At 71.9% G+C, this 22,099-nt stretch carries 17 protein-coding genes; 8 read left to right on the top strand and 9 right to left on the bottom strand.

The window, feature by feature from the left end; genetic code table 11:
• Nucleotides 1-65 precede the first annotated feature (65 nt).
• Nucleotides 66-2,489 (top strand): 1,4-alpha-glucan branching enzyme, encoded by a 2,424-nt coding sequence (glgB, locus tag N7925_RS09660; protein WP_274343633.1) that lies wholly within the window; start codon nucleotides 66-68, stop codon nucleotides 2,487-2,489.
• A gap of 93 nt (nucleotides 2,490-2,582) precedes the next feature.
• Here the strand turns inward: glgB and N7925_RS09665 are convergent, their stop codons facing one another.
• The 4 genes from N7925_RS09665 to N7925_RS09680 all read right to left on the bottom strand — a co-directional run bounded on the left by N7925_RS09665 (nucleotide 2,583) and on the right by N7925_RS09680 (nucleotide 6,870).
• Nucleotides 2,583-3,488 (bottom strand): NAD(P)-dependent oxidoreductase, encoded by a 906-nt coding sequence (locus N7925_RS09665; RefSeq protein ID WP_265599271.1) that lies wholly within the window; start codon nucleotides 3,486-3,488, stop codon nucleotides 2,583-2,585.
• Nucleotides 3,489-3,539: 51 nt separating this feature from the next.
• A complete protein-coding gene (locus N7925_RS36160) occupies nucleotides 3,540-3,866 on the bottom strand; it encodes a MerR family DNA-binding transcriptional regulator (RefSeq protein ID WP_265599272.1) in 327 nt (108 codons plus the stop codon).
• A gap of 69 nt (nucleotides 3,867-3,935) precedes the next feature.
• The gene (locus N7925_RS09675) at nucleotides 3,936-5,234 is read right to left on the bottom strand and encodes an LAETG motif-containing sortase-dependent surface protein (protein ID WP_265599273.1); all 1,299 of its coding nucleotides are present in this window, start codon (nucleotides 5,232-5,234) and stop codon (nucleotides 3,936-3,938) included.
• Nucleotides 5,235-5,505: 271 nt separating this feature from the next.
• Nucleotides 5,506-6,870, bottom strand: coding sequence for a cation:dicarboxylate symporter family transporter (locus tag N7925_RS09680; RefSeq protein ID WP_265599274.1), 1,365 nt, complete (start codon nucleotides 6,868-6,870; stop codon nucleotides 5,506-5,508).
• Between the two features lie 161 nt (nucleotides 6,871-7,031).
• Here N7925_RS09680 and N7925_RS09685 point away from each other — a divergent pair, with 161 nt between their 5' ends.
• The 3 genes from N7925_RS09685 to N7925_RS09695 all read left to right on the top strand — a co-directional run bounded on the left by N7925_RS09685 (nucleotide 7,032) and on the right by N7925_RS09695 (nucleotide 10,337).
• A complete protein-coding gene (locus tag N7925_RS09685) occupies nucleotides 7,032-8,780 on the top strand; it encodes a sensor histidine kinase (protein ID WP_274343634.1) in 1,749 nt (582 codons plus the stop codon).
• Nucleotides 8,777-9,451, top strand: coding sequence for a response regulator (locus tag N7925_RS09690; RefSeq protein ID WP_265599276.1), 675 nt, complete (start codon nucleotides 8,777-8,779; stop codon nucleotides 9,449-9,451). The genes N7925_RS09685 and N7925_RS09690 overlap by 4 nt, the downstream gene beginning before the upstream one ends.
• Nucleotides 9,452-9,632: 181 nt before the next feature.
• On the top strand, nucleotides 9,633-10,337 hold the full coding sequence (locus N7925_RS09695; protein WP_274343635.1) for a helix-turn-helix domain-containing protein: 705 nt from the start codon (nucleotides 9,633-9,635) through the stop codon (nucleotides 10,335-10,337).
• A 76-nt stretch (nucleotides 10,338-10,413) separates the two neighbouring features.
• Here N7925_RS09695 and N7925_RS09700 read toward each other — a convergent pair whose 3' ends face one another.
• Complete coding sequence (locus tag N7925_RS09700; RefSeq protein WP_265599278.1) at nucleotides 10,414-11,439, bottom strand: ATP-dependent 6-phosphofructokinase; 1,026 nt, start codon at nucleotides 11,437-11,439, stop codon at nucleotides 10,414-10,416.
• 330 nt (nucleotides 11,440-11,769) lie between these two features.
• Between N7925_RS09700 and pta the strand changes: the two genes are divergently transcribed.
• The 3 genes from pta to pyk all read left to right on the top strand — a co-directional run bounded on the left by pta (nucleotide 11,770) and on the right by pyk (nucleotide 16,648).
• Nucleotides 11,770-13,851, top strand: a complete 2,082-nt coding sequence (gene pta, locus N7925_RS09705; protein ID WP_265599279.1) for a phosphate acetyltransferase — start codon at nucleotides 11,770-11,772, stop codon at nucleotides 13,849-13,851.
• 53 nt (nucleotides 13,852-13,904) lie between these two features.
• The gene (locus N7925_RS09710) at nucleotides 13,905-15,116 is read left to right on the top strand and encodes an acetate kinase (protein ID WP_274343636.1); all 1,212 of its coding nucleotides are present in this window, start codon (nucleotides 13,905-13,907) and stop codon (nucleotides 15,114-15,116) included.
• A 104-nt stretch (nucleotides 15,117-15,220) separates the two neighbouring features.
• Complete coding sequence (pyk, locus tag N7925_RS09715; protein WP_265599281.1) at nucleotides 15,221-16,648, top strand: pyruvate kinase; 1,428 nt, start codon at nucleotides 15,221-15,223, stop codon at nucleotides 16,646-16,648.
• A gap of 102 nt (nucleotides 16,649-16,750) precedes the next feature.
• On the opposite strand, the gene N7925_RS09720 is transcribed toward pyk, so the two are convergent.
• The 4 genes from N7925_RS09720 to N7925_RS09735 form a co-directional block, all read right to left on the bottom strand.
• Nucleotides 16,751-18,085 (bottom strand): hypothetical protein, encoded by a 1,335-nt coding sequence (locus tag N7925_RS09720; protein ID WP_274343637.1) that lies wholly within the window; start codon nucleotides 18,083-18,085, stop codon nucleotides 16,751-16,753.
• On the bottom strand, nucleotides 18,075-18,626 hold the full coding sequence (locus N7925_RS09725) for a DUF6114 domain-containing protein (protein ID WP_265599283.1): 552 nt from the start codon (nucleotides 18,624-18,626) through the stop codon (nucleotides 18,075-18,077). Before N7925_RS09725 ends, N7925_RS09720 begins: the two co-directional genes overlap by 11 nt.
• A gap of 96 nt (nucleotides 18,627-18,722) precedes the next feature.
• Complete coding sequence (locus N7925_RS09730) at nucleotides 18,723-19,376, bottom strand: DUF6230 family protein (RefSeq protein ID WP_274343638.1); 654 nt, start codon at nucleotides 19,374-19,376, stop codon at nucleotides 18,723-18,725.
• 665 nt (nucleotides 19,377-20,041) lie between these two features.
• Nucleotides 20,042-21,013, bottom strand: coding sequence for a tetratricopeptide repeat protein (locus N7925_RS09735; RefSeq protein ID WP_274343639.1), 972 nt, complete (start codon nucleotides 21,011-21,013; stop codon nucleotides 20,042-20,044).
• A gap of 452 nt (nucleotides 21,014-21,465) precedes the next feature.
• On the opposite strand from N7925_RS09735, the gene N7925_RS09740 reads away from it, so the two are divergent.
• Nucleotides 21,466-22,092 carry a TetR/AcrR family transcriptional regulator gene (locus tag N7925_RS09740; protein WP_265599286.1) on the top strand — a complete coding sequence of 209 codons (627 nt, stop codon included), beginning with the start codon at nucleotides 21,466-21,468 and terminating at the stop codon, nucleotides 22,090-22,092.
• Nucleotides 22,093-22,099 lie beyond the last annotated feature (7 nt).

A 22,099-nucleotide genomic window follows, 5' to 3' on the forward strand; every position in this document is an offset into this window, starting at 1 on the left:
TACCCCCACGCACCTCCCCTCGACCCCGCGCTCTTCCCCCTTCACTCTCCGAGGAGGCAGTCCCTGTGACCGCCCGCAAGCCGTCCCGCAAGGCATCCCGCAAGACCGCCGAAGTCCCCGCCGAACTGCCCGTCGAGATCCCCGCCGAAACGCCGGTCGAGGCACCCGTCGAAGCCGCCGTCGACGTGGCGGCGGCGCCGACGCCCGCGCCCGCCGCGACCACCACGAAGACCGCGACCGCCGGGGGTGCCCGGCCCCGGCGCGCCGACACGGGCCCGCCGCGGCCCCGGCAGGCCGGGGACGGCCAGGGCGCGCGTCCCGCACCGGCCCTGGACGGCGCGGACCGCGGCCGGCTGCTGGCCGGCGACCACCACGCGCCGCACGACGTGCTCGGCGCCCACCCGATCCCCGGCGGGGTGCTGGTCCGGGCGCTGCGGCCGTTCGCCCGGTCGGTCACGGTGCTGGCGACCGGGCTGCGGGCCGAACTGCACGACGACGGGGACGGCTTCTTCTCCGGTGTGCTGCCGGTGCCGGAGGCCCCCGCGTACCGGCTCGAAGTGGCGTACGACGACAACGTCATCGAGGTGGAGGACGCGTACCGCTTCTGGCCCGCGATCGGCGAGCTCGATCTGCATCTGATCGGCGAGGGCCGCCACGAGGAGCTGTGGCGGGCGCTCGGCGCGGAGCCGATGGAGCACCAGGGGGTGGCCGGCACCCGGTTCACCCTCTGGGCGCCGAACGCGCGCGGCGTGCGGATCACCGGTGACTTCAACTACTGGGACGGCACGGGCTTCCCGATGCGCTCGCTCGGCTCGACCGGGGTGTGGGAGCTGTTCCTGCCCGGGGTCGGCGAGGGCGCGCTGTACAAGTACGACATCTGCCGCCCGGACGGTTCGCACACGGTGCGGGCCGACCCGATGGCCCGGCGCGCCGAGGTGCCGCCCGCGACGGCCTCGATCGTCACCGCGTCGCACCACGCGTGGCAGGACGCGGACTGGATGGCCCATCGGGGCGACCGGCCTGTCCACGAGGCCCCGTTCTCGGTGTACGAGGTCCATCTCGCCTCCTGGCGCCCCGGGCTGACGTACCGTCAACTAGCGGAGCAGCTCCCGGCCTATGTGAAGGATCTGGGCTTCACGCATGTCGAGCTGATGCCGGTCTCCGAGCATCCCTTCGGCGGTTCCTGGGGCTATCAGGTCACCGGTTTCTACGCGCCGACCTCGCGGATGGGCACCCCGGACGACTTCCGCTTCCTGGTGGACGCCCTGCACCGGGCAGGCATCGGCGTGATCATGGACTGGGTTCCGGCGCACTTCCCGCGCGACGACTGGGCGCTGGCCGAGTTCGACGGCCGGCCGCTGTACGAGCACTCCGACCCACAGCGCGCGGCGCACCCGGACTGGGGGACGCTGGAGTTCGACTACGGCCGCACCGAGGTCCGCAACTTCCTCGTCGCCAACGCCACTTACTGGTGCGAGGAGTTCCACATCGACGGGCTGCGGGTCGACGCGGTGGCCTCGATGCTCTACCTCGACTACTCCCGCGAGGACGGCCAGTGGTCGCCCAACGAGTTCGGCGGCCGGGAGAACCTGGACGCGGTCGCCTTCCTCCAGGAGATGAACGCGACGGTCTACCGCCGCAACCCCGGTGTCGTCACCATCGCCGAGGAGTCCACCGCCTGGGACGGCGTCACCCGGCCCACCGACGGCGGGGGCCTGGGCTTCGGGCTGAAGTGGAACATGGGCTGGATGCACGACTCGCTCCAGTACATCGCCAAGGAGCCGGTCCACCGCAAGTACCACCACAACGAGATGACCTTCTCGATGGTGTACGCGTACAGCGAGAACTACGTGCTGCCGATCTCGCACGACGAGGTGGTGCACGGCAAGCAGGCGCTGGTGGCGAAGATGCCCGGCGACTGGTGGCAGCAGCGCGCCAACCACCGCGCCTACCTGGGCTTCATGTGGGCCCACCCCGGCAAGCAACTCCTTTTCATGGGGCAGGAGTTCGCCCAAGGGGCCGAGTGGTCCGAGGGGCACGGGCCGGACTGGTGGCTGCTGGACCCCTCCTACGGGGCGTCCGGCGACCACCGCGGGGTGCGGGACCTGGTCGGCGACCTGAACGCGGTGTACGGGGCGGTGCCCGCGCTCTGGCAGCGGGACACGGTGCCGGAGGGGTTCAGCTGGGTGGACGGCGGGGCGGCCGAGGACAACGTGTTCGCGTTCCTGCGGTACGACGCGGACGGCTCCCCGCTGCTGGCAGTCTCCCACTTCTCCCCGGCGGTCCGGAGCGACTACCGCCTCGGGGTGCCGGAGACCGGTACGGAGGGCTGGGTGGAGGTGCTGAACACCGACGCCGCCCGGTACGGCGGTGGCGACGTGCGCAACGAGGAGCCGCTGAAGGCGGAGGCGGTGCCCGCGCACGGCCGCCCGTGCAGCATCTCGCTCACGCTGCCGCCGCTGGCCACGGTGTGGTTCCGCCCGGCGTAGTCCGGCCGGGGTGAGCGGGGCCGAGGTGAACGGCCGGGGCCCGTACCGCGTCGGTGACGACGTGGCGCGGGCCCCTCCCCCGTTGACGGCAGGTCAGTGATCGGCGGCGATCACCTCGACGATGCTCGACCAGGAATCGGTGCCGTGGCCCTTGGCAATCGCCCGGTCGGTGACGCCCTTGAGCGCGGCGAGCTGCGAGACGTCCAGGCCACGGTCCTTCGCGGTGTGCAGGATGTGGTCGACGCTGGCCGCCATCATGGCGAGGTTCGCGCCCTCGCCCGTGTACGAGCGCGTGTCGATGTCCTGCGCCGTGTACGCGGCGATCGGCGGCAGGATGCCCGCGATCGTGTTGAGGTACGGGGCGAGCGACGCTCCGTCGATGCCCTCTGCCCGGGCCAGCGCGAAGGCGTGGACGAGGCCGCCCATGGCCCCGTAGAAGAAGTCCAGCATCGCCATGTCGTAGGCGGCGGCGAGCCCGTGGTCCTCGCCGAGGAAGGTGGCGGGCGCGCCGAGCGCCTTGAGGGTGGTCTCGTGCGCCTCGAACGCGGCCCGGTCGCCGGAGTGGAACACCAGCGCGTCCGCCGAGCCGACCACGTCGACGGGCACCATGATCGCCCCGTCGAGGTACGCCAGGGAGTGCTTCTCGGCCCAGGCGGCGGTCCCCCGCGACCGGGCCGGGGTGTCCGAGGTGAGGTTGACCAGGACCCGCCCCTCCAGCGCCCCGGCCAGCGGCTCCAGGACCGCGTCGGAGGCGTCGTAGTCGACGAGGCAGACCACGACGAGCCCGCTCGCCCGCACGGCCTCCTCGGCGGACGCGGCCCGCACCGCGCCCAGGGAGACGACGTCCTCGCCCTTCTCGGGAGAACGGTTCCAGACGGTGGTGGGGTGGCCGGCGGCCACGAAGGCGCGGGCCAGGGAGCGGCCCATGTCGCCGAGGCCGAGGACGGTGACAGGGGTGAGGTCGGAGGTGGGGGCAGTGGTCGTGTTCGCTCGCGTCATGGGGATCATGCTGGGCGGGTGAACAGCGTCTGACCAGAGCCCACTTGACTGTCAGATACGTACTTCCGGGAAAGCGTCCAGGTCGGTGCGGTGCGGCTCGGTGGGGCCGGCCGGGGCGAGGACGTCCTCCAGCTCCTGGAGGAGCCTCCGCTTCGGCCGGGCGCCGACGATCGACTTCACCGGCTCACCCGCCCGGAAGACCATCAGGTCGGCTCGGGCGGGCTGTGTGCCGACCTCGGCGCGCACCGACGTGTCGCCCTCGTCGTAGCTGCGGTAGCCGTTCTCCGCGCGCCGTGCGGGCAGCAGTCCGCGCGACTCGTAGTAGCGGAGCGTCCGCGTCGTCGTCCCGGCTCGTCTCGCCAGCTCCCCGATGCGCATGGGACGAACGTATTCCTTGACGCCGACGTCAACGCAAGGGCGCAACGCAAGGGCGTCGGCGCCGCGCCGTCAGTTGGCGCGGGTCGCCGACCGCCGGCGCACGGCCCAGATGATGCCGCCGCCCGCGGCGACCGCCGCGGCCGCCATGCCGACGAGCGGCGCGGTGGAGTCCGATCCGGTCGCGGCGAGGTTGCCGCCGGTCGTCTGCGGGGTAGCGCCGCCGGCCGTCGAGCCGCCCGTGTCGGCGGAGCCACCGGTGGTCGCGGTCCCGCCGGTGGTGCTCGTGGAGCCGGTGGAGCCGGAGCCTCCGGTGGACGGGGAACCGCCCGTGCCCCCCGTACCGCCGGTGGAACCGGTGGAGCCCGAGGTGTCCGGTGCCTTGCCGGTGTCGATCACGATCTGCGCGGTGTCATTGGCCGCGTTCCGGTCGAAGGGGCGCTCCTGTCCGCTGAAGGAGACCTCGCCGGTGGTGCGGCCGACCGCCTTGTCGACGCGCAGGACGAAGGGGTAGCTCTCGCCGCCGTCCACATCCACCCAGGACTGCGAGGTCCCGCAGCTGTAGTGCGTCTTGGTGACCGCGTCGCAGTATCCGTGCGCCTTGACGACGGACGTGCCCTTCGGGATGCGGATGTCGACGGTGGTCACGCTCCGGTCGATCTTCCCCTGCACTCGGGCGGGGCCCTTGTTGGCGAACTTCACCGTCGCGGTGACCTTGTCGCCGACCTTGCCCTTCAGCTCGGCACCGGTCAGGCCGAAGTCGGCGGTGTTCGCCGCGGTGACGTCCGCCGAGGCGGCCGGTTCGGGGTGGTTCTTCCGGTCGGCGTCGGTGGCGGGGCCCTTCTCCACGAGAGTGAGCGGGTCGCCGGTGCCCTGGACCGGATCGGTGGAGCCGCTGTCGCCCTGGTCCGGGTCCGGCTCGGTGACGCCCAGCGTCACCCACAGGTCGTCGTTGAGCGCGGAGTCGAGCGCCTTGAGGGAGAGCGGCTTCTCCGTCCCGTAGACGACGCCCGGCTTCAGCGGCTGGTCGATCTTGCAGGCGGCGACGTGGGAGTCGGGCATCTCGTCGTAGGAGGGGATCGTGTAGTAGCTGCAGTTCTTGTACATCTCGTCGGCCTGGAGACCGGGTGACACGGCGTACGTCACATAGGAGACGGGCACCTCCTCCGTCCCCTTGTTGAGGAAGGTCAGGGGTGTGGAGAACGCGCTTCCGGCCTGAACCCCCTTGATCGGTGCGATCGTTCCGACGCCGAGGTCCGGCTCCGGCTCGGCGGCGAGCGCCGGCGCGGCGCCCAGCGCCACCAGCGCGGTGGCGGCCACGGCGGCGGTCCCACCGCGCAGGGTACGGCTGCGGGAAGGGGGGATGCGCATGGGAGTCCTTCGGTCGTGGGGCTCGGGGGCGGACTGCGGTCCTTCACCCCTCAAGACCGGTGCGGGAGAGGCAGGGTTGTGCCGGCCGGGGCAGTCGTGACAGAACACGGACACAAGGGGCCAGTACCGGACACGGAAGCCGAGGACACCCGTACCGGGGGGTACGGGTGTCCTCGGGTGGGGGGCGCCGCCGTGGCTGTGGGGGATCCGGGGATGCGGGGGCGCGCCGTGCCTGCGGCGTGTGCCTGTGTGTGTGGGGGCGTGGAGCGGGTCAGACCTTTACGGGCTGCCCTTCGGTGTCCCGCTGCTCGGGGACCTCGCCCGAGCCGCCCGCCGGGGCGTGGTCGTCGACGAGGGTCTTCTCGTCGAACGGGACCCGGCCGGCCAGCACCTCGTTGACCCGGTCCTTGTCGATCTCCTTGGTCCAGTGGCCGACCAGCACCGTGGCGACCGCGTTGCCCGCGAAGTTGGTCAGCGCGCGGGCCTCGCTCATGAAGCGGTCGATGCCGACGATCAGGCCGACGCCGTCGACGAGCTCGGGGCGGTGCGACTGGAGCCCGCCGGCCAGGGTCGCCAGGCCCGCGCCGGTCACGCCCGCCGCGCCCTTCGAGGCGATGACCATGAAGACCAGCAGCGAGATCTGCTCGCTCGCGCTCAGCGGGTCGCCCATCGCGTTGGCGATGAACAGCGAGGACATCGTGAGGTAGATCGCGGTGCCGTCGAGGTTGAAGGAGTAGCCGGTCGGCACGGTGATGCCGACGACGGGCTTGCTGACGCCGAGGTGCTCCATCTTCGCGATCAGCCGCGGCAGGGCCGACTCGGAGGAGGAGGTGGACAGGATGAGCAGGAACTCGCGGCCCAGGTACTTCAGCAGCGAGAACAGGTTGACCCCGGCGACCAGGCGCAGGATCGCGCCGAGCACCACGAAGACGAACAGCGCACAGGTGACGTAGAACCCGATCATGATGATCGCCAGGGACTTCAGGGCGTCGAGGCCCGTCTCGCCGACCACCGCGGCGATCGCGCCGAACGCGCCGACCGGGGCGGCCCACATGATCATGGCGAGGATGCGGAAGACGAGGCGCTGGATGTGGGTGATGCCGCGGATGATCGGCTCGCCGGCCGAGCCCATCGCCTGAAGCGCGAAGCCCGCGAGCAGCGCGACGAGCAGGGTCTGGAGGACCTCTCCCGCGGTGAAGGCGGAGACGATCGTGGTCGGGATGATGCCGAGCAGGAAGTCCACGGTGGACTCGCTCGCGCCCGACGCCTGCGCCTCGCCGGCGGCCCGCGCCTGCTCGGTGATGTGGAGGGTGGAGCCGGGCTCCAGGACGTTGCCGACGAGCAGGCCGATGGCGAGGGCCACGGTCGACATGACCAGGAAGTAGCCCAGCGCGAGACCGCCGACCGCGCCGACCTTGGCGGCCTTGCGCACCGAGCCGACGCCCAGGACGATCGTGCAGAAGATGATCGGCGAGATCATCATCTTGATCAGGTTCACGAAGCCGGCGCCGATGGGCTTCAGCTCGACGGCCACCCCGGGGGCCGCGAAGCCCACCAGGATGCCGAGCGCCACGGCGGCGATCACGGCGATGTACAGGTAGTGGGTGCGGTCCCGTTGTTTGGCTGCCACAGCCATGGTGGGGCTCCTCGGCTCGGTCATAGCGTGTGCCCCCGTCCCTGGGGGCTTCGGTGACTATCCACTGCGCTGTGACCCCGGTCACCCTTGCGTTCATATCGTTCACGGTCGATTTCCGGCCACCCGAACCAGCCCCGGGGGCGCCAGGCAGACTGTGGGGTATGCGCCTCCCCCGTACCCTCCCCCGATCCCTGGCGGGCCAGCTCTTCGCCATGCAGGTCGTGCTCATCGCCGCGGTGGTGGCCGGGTGCGCCGTGTTCGCGTACGCCTCGGGCAGCGCGCAGGCCGAGGAGACGGCCGCGCGGCAGGTGCGGGTGGCGGCGCTGGCGGTGGCTGATTCCCCTTCCGTACGGGAGGCCATCCGCACCCCGGACCCGTCCGCGGCGCTTCAGCCGTACGCGGAACGGGTGCGCGAGGACACCGGGATCGCCTTCATCACGATCATGGACACCGAGCGGGTCCGCTGGACGCACCCGGACACCGAACAGATCGGGGACACCTTCCTCGGGAACACCGCGAAGGCCCTGCGCGGGCAGACCTTCACCGAGACGTACACCGGCACGCTGGGCCCCTCGATACGGGTGGTGACCCCGATCCGCGACAACGGGCGGATCGTCGGCCTGGTCAGCGCGGGCATCACCGTGGACCGGGTCTCCTCCCAGGTACGGGACCAGCTCGGCGCGCTCGCGCTGGCGGCGGGCGGGGCGCTGGCGCTCGGCGGGATGGGCACGTACGTGGTCAACGCCCGGCTGCGGCGGCACACCCACGGGATGAACGCGACCGAGCTGAGCCGGCTGCACGACTACCACCAGGCCACCCTGCACGCGGTGCGCGAGGGGCTGCTGATGCTCGACGGGCGGCGGCGGATCGCGCTGATCAACGACGCCGGGCGGGAGCTGCTGGGTCTGGAGCCGGACGCGGAGGCGGTCGGCCGTACGGTCGACGAGCTGGCCCTGCCCGCGCCGCTGACGGGGGCGCTGCTGGCGTCCGAGGCGCGGGTGGACGAGCTGCACCTGACGGCGGAGCGGGTCGTCGTGGTCAACACCCGTCCGGTGGTGGGCGGTGAGCGGCGCGGCACGGTGGTGACCCTGCGGGACCACACCGAGTTGCAGGCGCTCACCGGTGAGCTGGACTCGGAGCGCGGTTTCACGCAGGCGCTGCGGTCCCAGGCCCACGAGGCGGCGAACCGGCTGCACACCGTGGTGTCGCTGATCGAGCTGGGCCGGGTGGCGGAGGCGGTGGACTTCGCGACGGCGGAGCTGGAGCTGGCGCAGGTGCTGACCGACCGGGTGGTGGGGGCGGTGGAGGAGCCGGTGCTCGCGGCGCTGCTGCTCGGCAAGGCCGCCCAGGCGAACGAGCGGGGCGTGGAGCTGGTGCTCGCGGAGGACAGCCTGATCGACGACGGGGCGCTGCCGCCCTCGCTGGCCCAGCGCGATCTGGTGACGATCCTGGGCAATCTGATCGACAACGCGGTGGAGGCGGCTTCGGAAGGGGCCGACGGCGGATCGGGCCACGGTCCCGCGACGGTGCCGGCGCCCCGGGCGCCCGGAGGTCCGGCGGGGCGGGCCCGGGTCACCGTGACCGCGCTCGCGGACGAGCGGGAGCTGCTGCTGCGGGTCACGGACACGGGCTCGGGCATCGGCCCGGAGGCGGCGGACGAGGTGTTCCGGCGCGGCTGGTCGACGCACGGGGCGGGGCGCGGGCTCGGTCTGGCGCTGGTGCGGCAGGCGGCGTGCCGCAACGGGGGCACGGTGCGGCTGGACGCGGGTCCGGACGGCGGCGCGCGGTTCACCGTACGGCTGCCGCTTCCGGCCCGGCCGCCGACGGGTTCGCGGCCCACGCCCGGGTCCGGGTCCGGGTCCGGGTCCGGGTCCACGCCCGGGTCCGCGCACAAGGAGGTCACGGCATGATCCGGGTCCTGGTGGTGGAGGACGATCCGGTGGCCGCCGACGCCCACCAGATGTACGTCGAGCGGGTGGAGGGCTTCACGGTCACGGCGGTGGCGCACACCCGGGCGGCGGCGGTGCGGGCGCTGGAGAGGACGCCGGTGGACCTGCTGCTGCTCGACCTCTATCTGCCCGACGGGCACGGACTCGGGCTGCTGCGCTCGCTGCGCGCCTCCGGCCACGGGGCGGACGTGATCGCGGTGACCTCGGCGCGCGATCTCGCGGTGGTGCGGGAGGGGGTGTCGCTCGGCGTCGTGCAGTACGTGCTGAAGCCGTTCACGTACCCCACGCTGCGGGACCGGCTGGTGCGGTACGCGGAGTTCCGGGGCGCCGCCGGGGAGGCGAGCGGGCAGGAGGAGGTGGACCGGGCGCTGGGCGCGCTGCGGGTCGCGCATCCGGCCGCGCTGCCCAAGGGGCTCAGCGGCCCGACGCTGGAGGCCGTGACCCGGGTGTTGAAGGAGTCGCCGGAAGGGGTGACGGCGGCCGCCGCCGGGGAGCGGCTGGGCATGTCGCGGATCACGGCACGGCGGTATCTGGAGCACCTGGTGACCGTGGGCAGCGCCGCGAGGCGTCCGCATTATGGGCAGGTCGGCCGACCGGAACTGCATTACCGCTGGCTGGCCTCGGGGCGCTGACCGGTCGCCGCCGGAATGGCCGACAAGCGCTTGCCGGTCGGTTTCACGGCCGTGGCGCGCCCTTCCGGAGGGGCAGAAGAAAGCGCTGGTGGGGCGGGATTCGCGTACCGCCCGCCCGGTTCGCGGCTGGAGGTTCCTACGAAGCGTGATCTGTGGGGAACCTACCGTAGCCAGGGCGGAAATGGACTTCTACGGTGGGCCCGTGCACCCCACCCCGCCATTCAACGCCCCTGCCGCGCGCCGTCTCCGTGAGGCTCTGGGGATGGCTCCCGGCCATGTCGCCTACGGGCTCGCCGCCCAGTACGGACTCCGGATCAGCGCAGAGACCGTCATCGCCTGGGAGCGCGGCCTCGCGACGCCCGGGGAACGCGAGCTGACCGCCCTCGCCGGCGTCCTCTGGTGCGCCCCCGGGGAGCTGCTGGCGGCCGCCGCCACGCTGCGCGAGCACCGGATGACGCGGGAACTGACCGTGGACGACCTGGCCCGGCTGCTGGGGATGACCGGCGCCTCGTACCTGCGGATGGAGGAGTCGGGGCGCTGGCGGGGCAACGAGAAGCAGTCGGCGGCCCTGTGCCGGGCGCTGGAGCTGACGGCCGCGCAGTTCCTGACGGCGACGGGCCGCGACGCGGAGCTGGCGGAGCTGCTGAGCAGCGCGGTCACCACGCGCTGGCAGGCGTACGTCCGCCCGGTCGCCAAGATCGTCCCGCTGGACCGGGCGCTGGTCCAGGACGTGCTGGAGCAGCTGCACGCCGACTACCAGGCCCTGATGGTCTCCACGCTGAGCTGGAGCAGCACGGGCCAGGAACGCGCCGGGTCGACGGGCGACGCCGGCCGGGCGTTCCTGGCCCGGGTGGTGGACCAGTTCTGGCGGACCGCCGGGGTGTGACCCCGCACGGGCCGCCCGTGCGGCCCGTGCGGTTCCGGAGGGGCCCGCCCCTGCCGGAAGGCCTTACAAGACGGCCTTAGAAGACCGACTCGGCCTCGTACATCCGCTCGGCGGGCACCCTCTTCAGCTGGGTGACGGCGTCGGCGAGCGGAACCATGGCGATGTCGTTGCCGCGCAGGGCGGTCATCCGGCCGAAGTCGCCGCGGTGCACGGCCTCCACGGCGTTCCAGCCGAAGCGGGTGGCGAGCACCCGGTCGTACGCGGTCGGCGTGCCGCCGCGCTGGACATGGCCGAGAATGACCGGCCTGGCCTCCTTGCCGAGCCGGGTCTCCAGCTCGATGGCCAGACGGTTGCCGATGCCCTGGAAGCGCTCGTGGCCGTACTGGTCGATCGCGCCCTTGGCGTACGGCATGGAGCCCTCCGCCGGGTGCGCGCCCTCGGCGACGCAGATGACGGCGAACTTCTTGCCGCGCGCGAACCGCTCCTCGACCATCCTGACCAGGTCGTCGACCTGGAAGGGGCGCTCGGGCAGGCAGATGCCGTGGGCGCCGCCGGCCATCCCGGACTCCAGCGCGATCCACCCCGCGTGCCGGCCCATGACCTCGACGACCATCACACGCTGGTGGGACTCGGCGGTGGTCTTGAGGCGGTCTATGGCCTCGGTCGCGACGCCCACCGCCGTGTCGAACCCGAAGGTGCGGTCGGTGGAGGAGATGTCGTTGTCGATGGTCTTCGGGACGCCGACGACCGGCATGCCCGCGTCGGAGAGCATGCGGGCCGCGGTGAGCGTGCCCTCGCCGCCGATCGGGATGAGCGCGTCGATGCCGTAGCGGCGGGACAGCTCCTCGCAGTTCTCGGCGGCCTCGCGCAGCCGGTCGCGCTCCAGGCGGGCCGAGCCGAGGATGGTGCCGCCGCGGGCGAGGATGCCGCTGACCGCGTTGAGGTCGAGGGGGCGGAAGTGGCCGTCGAGCAGCCCCTTGAAGCCGTCCTCGAAGCCGATGACCTCGTCGCCGTGGCCGACCACGGCCCGGTGGACGACCGACCGGATCACTGCGTTCAGGCCGGGGCAGTCGCCGCCCGCGGTGAGAATTCCGATGCGCATCGAGGTGTGTCTCCTGCTCGCTAGTCGCGCTTTTCCGGGAGGCCGACCGAGGCGGCCTCCGTGCCCTGAACCAAGGCGATTGTCCCACGCCCGGCACGGGCCCCGCGCTTTCGGCCGTGCTCAGGGGGTAGGAGCCCCTCTCGGGCGCGGGCGTGGGCCCCGGCCGGGTCGAGGCCTCCGGCGGGCGGTATAGCGGCCCCCGCAGGTATCGTCAAGAGGCAATGCAGGCCAATGCCGCACCCGGCGGATCACCGGGCGGGCACGGGGGCATCACCGCACGTCCGGACGCCCACGGGCCGCGGCACCGAACACAAGGACGGGAGAGCACGCGTGGCGCGCAGCGTGTACGTGACCGGGATCGACCGGGGGGACGGCCGGCAGGTCGTCGAGCTGGGAGTCATGGAGCTTCTGACGCGTCAGGTGGACCGGGTCGGCGTCTTCCGTCCGCTGGTCCACGACGGACCCGACCGGCTCTACGAGCTGCTCCGGGCCCGCTACCGGCTCTCCCAGAGCCCGGCCTCCGTCTACGGCCTGGACTACCACGAGGCCTCCGCCGTGCAGGCGGAGAAGGGCACGGACGAGCTGGTATCCCGGCTCGTCGAGCGCTTCCACCAGGTGGCCCGCGACTACGAGGTGGTCCTGGTCCTGGGCAGCGACTTCGCCGCCACCCAGCTCCCCGACGAGCTGGCGCTGAACGCCCGGCTGGCCAACGAGTTCGGGGCCTCGGTGATCGCCGTGGTCGGGGGCAAGGGGCAGAACGCGGAGTCCGTGCGCGCCGAGACCCGCAACGCCTACCGCGCCTACGCGGGCCTCGGCTGCGACGTGCTGGCCATGGTGGTGAACCGGGTCGCCGCCGAGGACCGCGAGACGATCGCGGAGCGGCTCGCGGCCCGGCTGCCGGTGCCCGTCTCCGTCCTGCCGGACGACCCGGCGCTCTCGGCGCCCACCGTCGCCCAGATCACCGCGGCGCTGGACGGCACGGTGCTGCTCGGCGACGACTCGGGGCTCGCGCGCGACGCGCTGGACTTCGTGTTCGGCGGGGCCATGCTGCCGAACCTGCTGAACGCGCTGACCCCCGGCTGCCTGGTGGTCACCCCCGGGGACCGGGCGGACCTGGTGGTGGGTTCGCTGGCCGCGCACAGCGCGGGCACCCCGCCCATCGCGGGCGTCCTGCTGACCCTGAACGAGCGCCCCGGCGAAGAGATACTCACCCTGGCCGCCCGGCTCGCACCGGGGACCCCGGTCGTGTCGGTGGCCGGCGGCTCCTTCCCCACCGCCGGCGAACTCTTCGCCCTCGAAGGGAAGTTGAACGCGGCGACCCCCCGCAAGGCGGAGACCGCCCTCGGCCTGTTCGAGCGACATGTCGACACCGCCGCCCTCCTCGACCGGATCTCGGTGGCCCGCAGCGGACGCGTCACGCCGATGATGTTCGAACACGAGCTGCTGGAGCAGGCCCGCTCCGACCGCAAGCGCGTGGTGCTGCCGGAGGGCACCGAGGAGCGGGTGCTGCGCGCCGCCGACGTACTGCTGCGCCGGGACGTCTGCGACCTCACCCTGCTCGGCGACGTGGACGTGATCCGCAAGAAGGCCGCCGACCTCGGCATCGACCTCGCGGACACCCAGCTGATCGACCCGCACACCTCGGAGCTGCGGGGCGTCTTCGCCGAGCGGTACGCGGAACTGCGCGCGCACCGCGGGGTGACGGTGGAGCTGGCCGTCGACGTGGTGGCGGACGTGAACTACTTCGGCACGCTGATGGTGCAGGAGGGTCTTGCCGACGGGATGGTGTCCGGGTCGGTGCACTCCACGGCGGCCACCATCCGCCCGGCGTTCGAGATCATCAAGACCAAGCCGGACGCGTCGATCGTGTCGTCCGTCTTCTTCATGTGCCTGGCCGACAAGGTCCTCGTGTACGGCGACTGCGCCGTCAACCCGGACCCGAACGCGGAGCAGCTCGCGGACATCGCGGTGCAGTCGGCGGTGACGGCGGCCCGGTTCGGCGTGGAGCCCCGGATCGCGATGCTGTCGTACTCCACCGGAACCTCCGGCTCCGGCGCGGACGTCGACAAGGTGCGCGAGGCCACCGAGCGGGTGCGGGCGGAGCGGCCCGAGCTGCGGGTGGAGGGGCCGATCCAGTACGACGCGGCGGTCGAGCCGTCCGTCGCGGCGACGAAACTGCCCGGCTCCGAGGTGGCGGGCCAGGCGACCGTGCTGATCTTCCCGGACCTGAACACCGGCAACAACACCTACAAGGCCGTGCAGCGCTCGGCGGGCGCGGTGGCGGTCGGCCCGGTACTCCAGGGGCTGCGCAAGCCGGTCAACGACCTGTCGCGCGGCGCGCTCGTCCAGGACATCGTCAACACCGTGGCGATCACGGCGATCCAGGCGCAGGGCGAGGAGCGCCCCGCATGACGACACCCACTCCCCCAGCCACTGACTCCGGAAACGAAAGCACGGCAGCCCCTGTGGAACCGCACCGCGTCCTCGTCCTCAACTCCGGCTCCTCGTCGGTGAAGTACCAGCTCCTCGACATGCGCGACCGCTCCCGGCTCGCCTCGGGCCTGGTCGAGCGGATCGGCGAGGAGACCTCACGCCTGGTGCACACCCCGCTGACCGGCGACGGCGCGGAGCCCCGTGAGCGTACGGGCCGGATCGCGGACCACGCCGCGGCGCTCAAGGCCGCGGCCGAGGAGCTGGCGGCGGACGGCCTCGGCCTCGACTCCCCCGAACTCGCCGCGATCGGGCACCGGGTGGTACACGGCGGGCTGCGGTTCAGCGCGCCGACCGTGGTCACCGACGAGGTGCTGAAGGAGATCGAGCGCCTCGTCCCGGTCGCACCGCTGCACAACCCGGCGAACATCACGGGCATCGTCACGGCGCGGGCGCTGCGGCCGGACCTGCCGCAGGTCGCGGTCTTCGACACGGCGTTCCACACGACGATGCCGGAGGCGGCCGCGCGGTACGCGATCGACGTGGAGACCGCCGACGCGCACCGCATCCGCCGCTACGGCTTCCACGGCACCTCGCACGCGTACGTCTCGCGGAAGACGGCCGAGCTGCTGGGCCGGGCGCCGGAGGACGTGAACGTCATCGTGCTGCACCTGGGCAACGGGGCGTCCGCCTCGGCGGTCGCGGGCGGGCGGTGCGTGGACACCTCCATGGGGCTGACGCCCTTGGAAGGGCTCGTGATGGGTACGCGCTCCGGGGACATCGATCCGGCGGTCACCTTCCACCTGAAGCGGGTGGCGGGCATGTCGGCCGACGACATCGACGTCCTGCTGAACAAGAAGAGCGGGCTGGTCGGCCTCTGCGGTGACAACGACATGCGGGTGATCCGCCGCCGGATCGACGAGGGCGACGAGCGGGCCGCGCTGGCGTTCGACATCTACATCCACCGGCTGAAGAAGTACATCGGCGCGTATACGGCGGTGCTCGGCCGGGTGGACGCGGTGGCGTTCACGGCGGGGGTCGGGGAGAACGCGGCCCCGGTGCGGGAAGCTGCCATCGCGGGCCTGGAGGAACTGGGCATGGCGGTGGACGCCTCGCTCAACGCCGTACGGTCCGCGGAGCCACGGCTGATCTCGCCGGAGTACGCGCGGGTGGCGGTCGCCGTGGTGCCGACGGACGAGGAGCTGGAGATCGCCGACCAGACGTTCGCGCTCGTCGGCCGACCGTAGCCCGCGGGGATCGGAGGGGTCGACAACTGAGCACCCCCGCGCCCCTTTGTACCTTCCACCAGACGGAATATTCCGCAGCGAAACAAACCGATAGGATCCGCCTCATGCGCCGTTCCAAAATCGTCTGCACCCTCGGTCCCGCCGTCGACTCCCATGAGCAGCTCGTCGCTCTGATCGAGGCCGGCATGAGCGTGGCCCGTTTCAACTTCAGTCACGGTACCCACGAGGAACACCAAGGCCGTTACGACCGTGTCCGCAAGGCGGCCGCCGAGACCGGCCGCGCGGTGGGCGTGCTCGCCGACCTCCAGGGCCCGAAGATCCGGCTGGCGAAGTTCGCCGAGGGCCCGGTCGAGCTGGTCCGCGGGGACGAGTTCACCATCACCTCCGAGGACGTCCCCGGCGACAAGTCGATCTGCGGCACGACCTACAAGGGTCTGCCCGGTGACGTCGTCAAGGGCGACCCGATCCTGATCAACGACGGCAACGTCGAGCTGAAGGTCGTCGCGGTCGAGGGCCCCCGGGTGAGGACCATCGTCATCGAGGGCGGTGTCATCTCCGACCACAAGGGCATCAACCTGCCCGGCGCGGCGGTCAACGTCCCCGCCCTGTCCGCGAAGGACGTCGAGGACCTGCGCTTCGCGCTGCGGATGGGCTGCGACCTGGTCGCCCTCTCCTTCGTCCGGGACGCCGAGGACGTCAAGGACGTCCACAAGGTGATGGACGAGGAGGGCCGCCGGGTCCCCGTCATCGCCAAGGTGGAGAAGCCGCAGGCCGTCGAGCACATGGAGGGCGTCGTCGCGGCGTTCGACGGTGTGATGGTGGCCCGCGGCGACCTGGCCGTCGAGTATCCGCTGGAGAAGGTCCCGATGGTGCAGAAGCGCCTGGTGGAGCTGTGCCGGCGCAACGCCAAGCCGGTGATCGTGGCGACCCAGATGATGGAGTCGATGATCACCAACTCGCGACCGACCCGCGCCGAGGCGTCCGACGTCGCCAACGCGATCCTGGACGGCGCGGACGCGGTCATGCTCTCCGCCGAGTCCTCGGTGGGCGCGTACCCGATCGAGACGGTCAAGACGATGGCGAAGATCGTCGTCGCGGCGGAGGAGGAGCTGCTCTCCAAGGGCCTCCAGCCGCTGGTCCCGGGCAAGAAGCCCCGTACGCAGGGCGGTTCGGTGGCCCGCGCCGCCTGCGAGATCGCGGACTTCCTGGACGGCAAGGCCCTGGTCGCCTTCACCCAGTCCGGCGACACCGCCCGCCGCCTCTCCCGCTACCGCACGGCCCAGCCGATCCTGGCCTTCACCACGGACGAGGCCACCCGCAACCAGCTCGCCCTGAGCTGGGGCGTCGAGTCGCACGTCGTCCCGCACGCGGACAACACCGACGCGATGGTCGACCTGGTCGACGCGGAGCTGCTGAAGCTGAACCGCTACAACGACGGCGACACGATGATCATCACCGCCGGCTCGCCCCCCGGCGTCCCCGGCACCACCAACATGGTCCGGGTGCACCACCTGGGCGGCGAGCGGGCCTGACCCGCACCCCGCACCGACAGGGCCGTGGGCCGTACTCCTGGCGAGGAGTACGGCCCACGGCCCTGTGCGGCTCCCGGACGGGATCGGGGGGGCGGGCGGCTGTCAGCCGTTGCCGCCGTCGAGGTAGTTCTTCAGCCCCGGAACGGTGAGCGTGCCGCCGAACTGGCCGGCCTGGACCACCTTCACCTTGGTGAAGAAGGCGAAGGGCACGTTCAGCGGGGGCGGGGTCCGGGGGCTGAAGGTGATCGGGATGAGACCGAAGAGGTTGCCCTTCAGCTCCTCCGTGTACATCGTCACCTCGCCGTCGCGGATCGTCGACGTGGAACCGGGCCGCGACCTCACGTGGCCGGTCGTGCCCGCGGGGCCGACGGTCAGCTGGTGCAGGTCCTTGATGTCGATGGAGGCGGCGGTGAACTTGAGCACCTTCTTGATGCTGCCGTCCGCCTTCCTCACCTCGACGATGCCGTGGTAGTCCAGACCGTTGAGGGTGAGCAGCGTCGACTCCAGGACCCACGGGTCGGACGGGAGCAGCGGGATGCCGGGCTCCAGTTCGGCCGCGGCGAGCGCGTCCGGGTCGGGCTCGGGGCACGGGAAGCGGGGCTTGGCGCCGTCCGGTATCTCCTCGTCCTTCTTGGGGTCGAGTCCCTTGACGTCCTCGTCGAGTTCCTCGACGCCCTTGCCCGCTTTCCCGGCCGCCTCGCGGATGGCGTCGGCCGTCTTGTCGGACGCCTCCTTCGCCTTGTCCGCGGCGCTCCCGGCCAGGTCCTTCGCCGGCTCCTTCGCCGGGTCCTTCGTCGCGTCGGACGGCTCGTCGGAGGGCTTCGGGGCCTCGGTCGTGCGGCTCGGGGACGGACTCGCCGGCTTCTCGGTCCCGGCCTCGTCGTCCGGCCCGTCGAAGAGGTCCTTGAGCGCGTCGCCGACGCCGAGCGGGTCGAGCGGGTTCTTCGACTGCGTGGGCGTCGGCGTCGCGGAGGGCGCCTCGGCGGGCGTCTCCCCGGCGGACCGCGCCGACTTGGCCGCGTCCGCGTCGGGCTTCGTCCCGTCGGCGGAACCGCCGGCCGAGGGCGTGGGCGTGGGCATGGCGGTGGCGTCGTCGCCGGGCTTCGCGTCCTCGCCGGCCCCGTCCTTCGCCGTGGCCGACGGGGACGGGGTGGCCTCCGGCGACTCGGACTCGCTCGGCTCGTCGGACCGGGTGACGCACGGTCCGGGCGCGAACGGGATGTCGGCGCGGTCGTCGGCCAGGGCCAGCCTGGGCGTCAGCCCCATGCCCACGAAGACCGCCGTCGGCATCGCGGCGAGCGCCAGGGCCTTCTTGCCGCTGGGCAGGTGGAGCTTGGTCAGCAGCGACTTCCTGGGGGCCGCGTGACGGGGGCCCCTGCGCTCGCGGAGGTCGTCGCGGGGGTGGGCGTTCAGCTGCTGTCCGTCGTCACCCCGCACGGTTCCTCCCGCCGTCGCCGTCGACTGCCAGTTCGTACCCGGCGCCCTGCTGCTGCGGCACGGTCGCGGCGGTGGCGTGCGACTCCCCCGCGGAGCGCTCCACGTCGCGGTGCTCGGCGAGCGGGGTCCCTTCGGCGTCCTCCGGCTTGCCGGGGGCCCAGGAAATGGACATGGCTCCGCCGACGAGGGCGAGGGCGAATCCGATGACGAAGCCGCCGATGTTGGCGACGGGGATGGAGATCAGCGCGAGCAGGATGGCCGCGACACCGGCGAAGACCCGCACGATGCTGTGGTACCACATCGTCAGGCCGAGCGTGATCAGCAGGACCCCGATGATCAGGGACCCGGCGCCGGCCGTGGTGGACATGGCCAGCGTCATGTTGCCGAGCGTCATGCTGGCGTACGGAAAGTAGGCGATGGGGATCCCGCCGGCCATGGTGAACAGTCCGGCCCAGAACGGCCGGTGACCCCGCCAGGCGCGGAAGCGTCGCCGAACGACGCGGATGTAGTGCTCGTTCTGCCCTGTGGACTCGGGGCTCATGGAAAACAGCTCCCTGGAACCGGTACTGCCGTGAGATGGGGAGAGTGGGTGACCGGAAGTCCCGGAAGGGACGTTCCGGTCACCCTGGCCGGAGTGCTAGAAGCACTCCTTGACGCCCGTGTGCAGCTTCAGCTTCAGGTCGCTGAGCTTGAAGGTTCCGGCGGTGGTCGCCCACGCCGTCTGCTTCACCTTGGTCAGGATGGCCCGGTCGGCACGCTGCGCGAAGCCCGCCTTGCTGGCCTTGGTGCCGGGCTGGATGCCTATCCCGTTCGGCCGGTCCTTCTTCTTCAGCGAACCGGCCGCGACACCGATGTCGATGTTCTGGAAGTCGGCGTCGGCGTCCAGCTGCGCGACGTCCAGGTAGAGGTTGGTGGCCTCGACCGGACGGTCCGGGTCGGTGCCCGCCGTCAGCTCAAGACTGACGCTCTTGCCGATGAAGGGGACCTCCGGCGTGACCACCGACTGGCACATGTTGGTGATCGTGGCCCTGCTGAAGCCCGACACCGCGACCGGGTGCGCGGCCTTGTTGCCCTTGAGGTCCTTGCCGACCGCGACACTGCCGTACTGGACGAAGTCGTGGCCGTCCAGCCTGTCGGTGCTGACCTTGAAACTCTGCCCGGACACACTGAACGACGCGGCGAGCGCGCCCTGTGCGAGGCCGACGCCCACCGCCGCCGTGGCGACGACGCTCGGCACCATGACCAGAGCGAACCGCTTCCATCTCGTCCCACCGCGAACCTGGGAACTCATACTTGCTCCTTCTTCTCGGACGTACATCTCCGGTCCGGGCGTCGTGCCCGTCCTGGGATGGGAGAAGTGCTACGTCCTCGGGAAGGAGAGCGCCCGCACTCGGAGACGTGTCCCGCATCCGATCCACCGGCGTTCACCCCCGAGCGACAACCACTGGCCGCGCTGTCCGCGCGGCCGGTCGGACAGGCCCCGCCCGTGGGCGGGAACCCCCCTGTCCGAGGTCGGCGCCACTGCCGCCGACCACTCGGTGGGGACCCAACAGACCCTCGGGCACCGGCTGGAGACCGGGCTGAAGGTAAGGGACCGAGCGTGGCCGATCGTGGTGCATTCACGGCCGTGACACAAGAGGGATCGTTACTGGCTAGTAACGGCTCGATAACCACAGGACGACAGGGCGGCATCACACGGCGACACAGGGTGGCACGAAAGGGACATCCGAATGGCGGGAAACTTCATGGAAACCGGACAGAATCACCGACCCGCCTTACTGCGAGTAACAGCTTGCATCTTTGTCAAGATTTGGTAAAGCGAGGGCTTCTCGCGTCCCTCTTTGGCGTCAGGACGGCAAAACGGCCGCGCCGCCCGGCGGGCGGTGCGGCCGTCTTGTCACATCGGCACAATCGGGTGCGTCCGGAGCGGACCTGGTGTAAACGGAAGACCCGGGCTCAGAACAGGACGCGGGCCAGCGCGGTGCGCGCGGCGGTGACCCTGGGGTCCTCCGGACCGATCACCTCGAACAGCTCCAGGAGCCGCAGCCGGGCGGCGTCGCGGTCGTCGCCCGCGGTGCGGCGGACGGCCTCGACGAGCCGACCGAAGGCGTCCTCCACGTGTCCGCCGACCAGGTCGAGATCGGCGGCGGCGAGCTGGGCGTCGACATCGTCCGGACTGTCCGCGGCTTCCTTGCGCACCGCCTGCGGGTCCAGGCCCTGGACGCGGCCGAGCAGCTCCGCCTGGGCCAGGCCCAGCTTGGCCTCCGGGTTGCCCGGGTCGTCCGCGAGGACGTTCTCGTACGCCTGGACCGCGCCGCCGAAGTCATTGGCGTCGAGGGCGGACGCGGCGGCCTCCAGCACGGCGTCGTACGGGCCGGCCGGCGCCTCGGCCGGGACCGTGTCCGCCGGGGCGGCGTCCGGGTCGACGGCGATGCCGGTCAGCCCGAAGCGCTCCTCGCCGACCTGGATCAGCTGGTCCAGCGTCTCGCGGATCTGGGCCTCGGGGGCCGCGCCCTGGAAGAGCGGGAGGGCCTGCCCGGCGACGACGGCGAAGACCGCCGGGATGCCCTGGATGCCGAATTGCTGCATCAGCATCTGGTTCGCGTCGACATCGACCTTGGCCAGCAGGAAGCGGCCGTTGTACTCGACGGCCAGGCGCTCCAGCAGGGGGCCCAGCTGCTTGCACGGCTCGCACCACTCGGCCCAGAAGTCGATGACGACGGGGACTTCGGCGGAGCGCTGGAGGACATCGCGCTCAAAACCGGCTTCATCGACGTCGATCACCAGGGCGGTGGGCGCGACGGCGCCGGCGCCCCCGGTACGGGCGGCCTCCGCGCGGGCCTGCTCCGCCTTGGCCTTGGCCTCTCCGGCCGCCTTGACAGCGGCGAGGTCGACAACGCCGCTCATGGACATGTTCCTAGGCTGCATGCGTACATCCTCCCCCCTGAGCGCACCGTTCCGGAAAGCGAGTGCGAAAAACCGGACCGGCCCGGGCGCCCCCACCGGTGTGCGGGGGCGGACGGGCCGACGCGGCCCCGGCCCCCGAAGCGCCCGTAGGGCCCCGAGGAACCGGTCGGGCCCCTGAAAGACCCTGGCTGGAACTGACCGGACCCCGAAGGGCCCGGGTGGACCTTCCGGATCCCCATCCGGCCGGTCCGTGCGGCTCCGGGTCCCCACCCGGCGCCTGGGGTCCCCGTGGGGGCCCCGGTGGCTGTCGCTCGTTCGTTCCGTGGCGCAGGGGGCGATGCGGCTGCCTTCCTTACGCTACGACCCGTAGCGTAACTGCCGATCACCCCGCCCGGACAGGTGCTCCCGGTGATCTGTCTCACGGGCACCGGAGCACAACCGTCTCCCCTACCGGCCGGTATGGTCGCCGCATCATGAACGACAGCGACCCCCGAGCCACCCGAACAGGACGTCCGCGGAGCACCGCGGCCGATGCCGCGATCCTCGAAGCGACGCGGGCGTCCCTGGTCGATCTCGGCTGGTCGAAGCTGACGATGGGCGATGTGGCGACCCGGGCCGGCGTCGCCAAGACGACCCTCTACCGGCGCTGGGCGGGCAAGAACGAGCTGGTCGTGGACGCGGTCGCCGTCCTCTTCGACGAGCTGGAGCTGCCCGACCGGGGCAGCCTGGCCGCCGACGTCCAGGGCGTCGTGCTTCAGTTCGCCGCCCTGCTGGAGCGGCCGGAGGCCCGTACGGCGCTGATGGCGGTGGTCGCCGAGTCCACCCGTGACGACTCGTTGCGCCTGAGGATCCGCTCGGCGATCGTGGACCGGCAGAAGCGGCTGGTGCTGCTGGGCCGGGAACGCGCCCAGGCCCGCGGCGAGCTGCGGTACGAGGACGACTCCTCGACCGCCGCCCGCAACGCGGACCTGATCTTCGACGTGATCGCCGGAGCCGTGGTGCACCGCACTCTGGTGAGTGCGGAGCCGGTGGACTCCGCGTGGGCGAGCGGCTTCACCTCGCTGCTCCTGCTGGGGCTGGCGGGCGCGCAGGCCGGATAGCGGGGCT

It is taken from the genome of Streptomyces sp. CA-278952 (assembly GCF_028747205.1).
Lineage (GTDB): Bacteria > Actinomycetota > Actinomycetes > Streptomycetales > Streptomycetaceae > Streptomyces.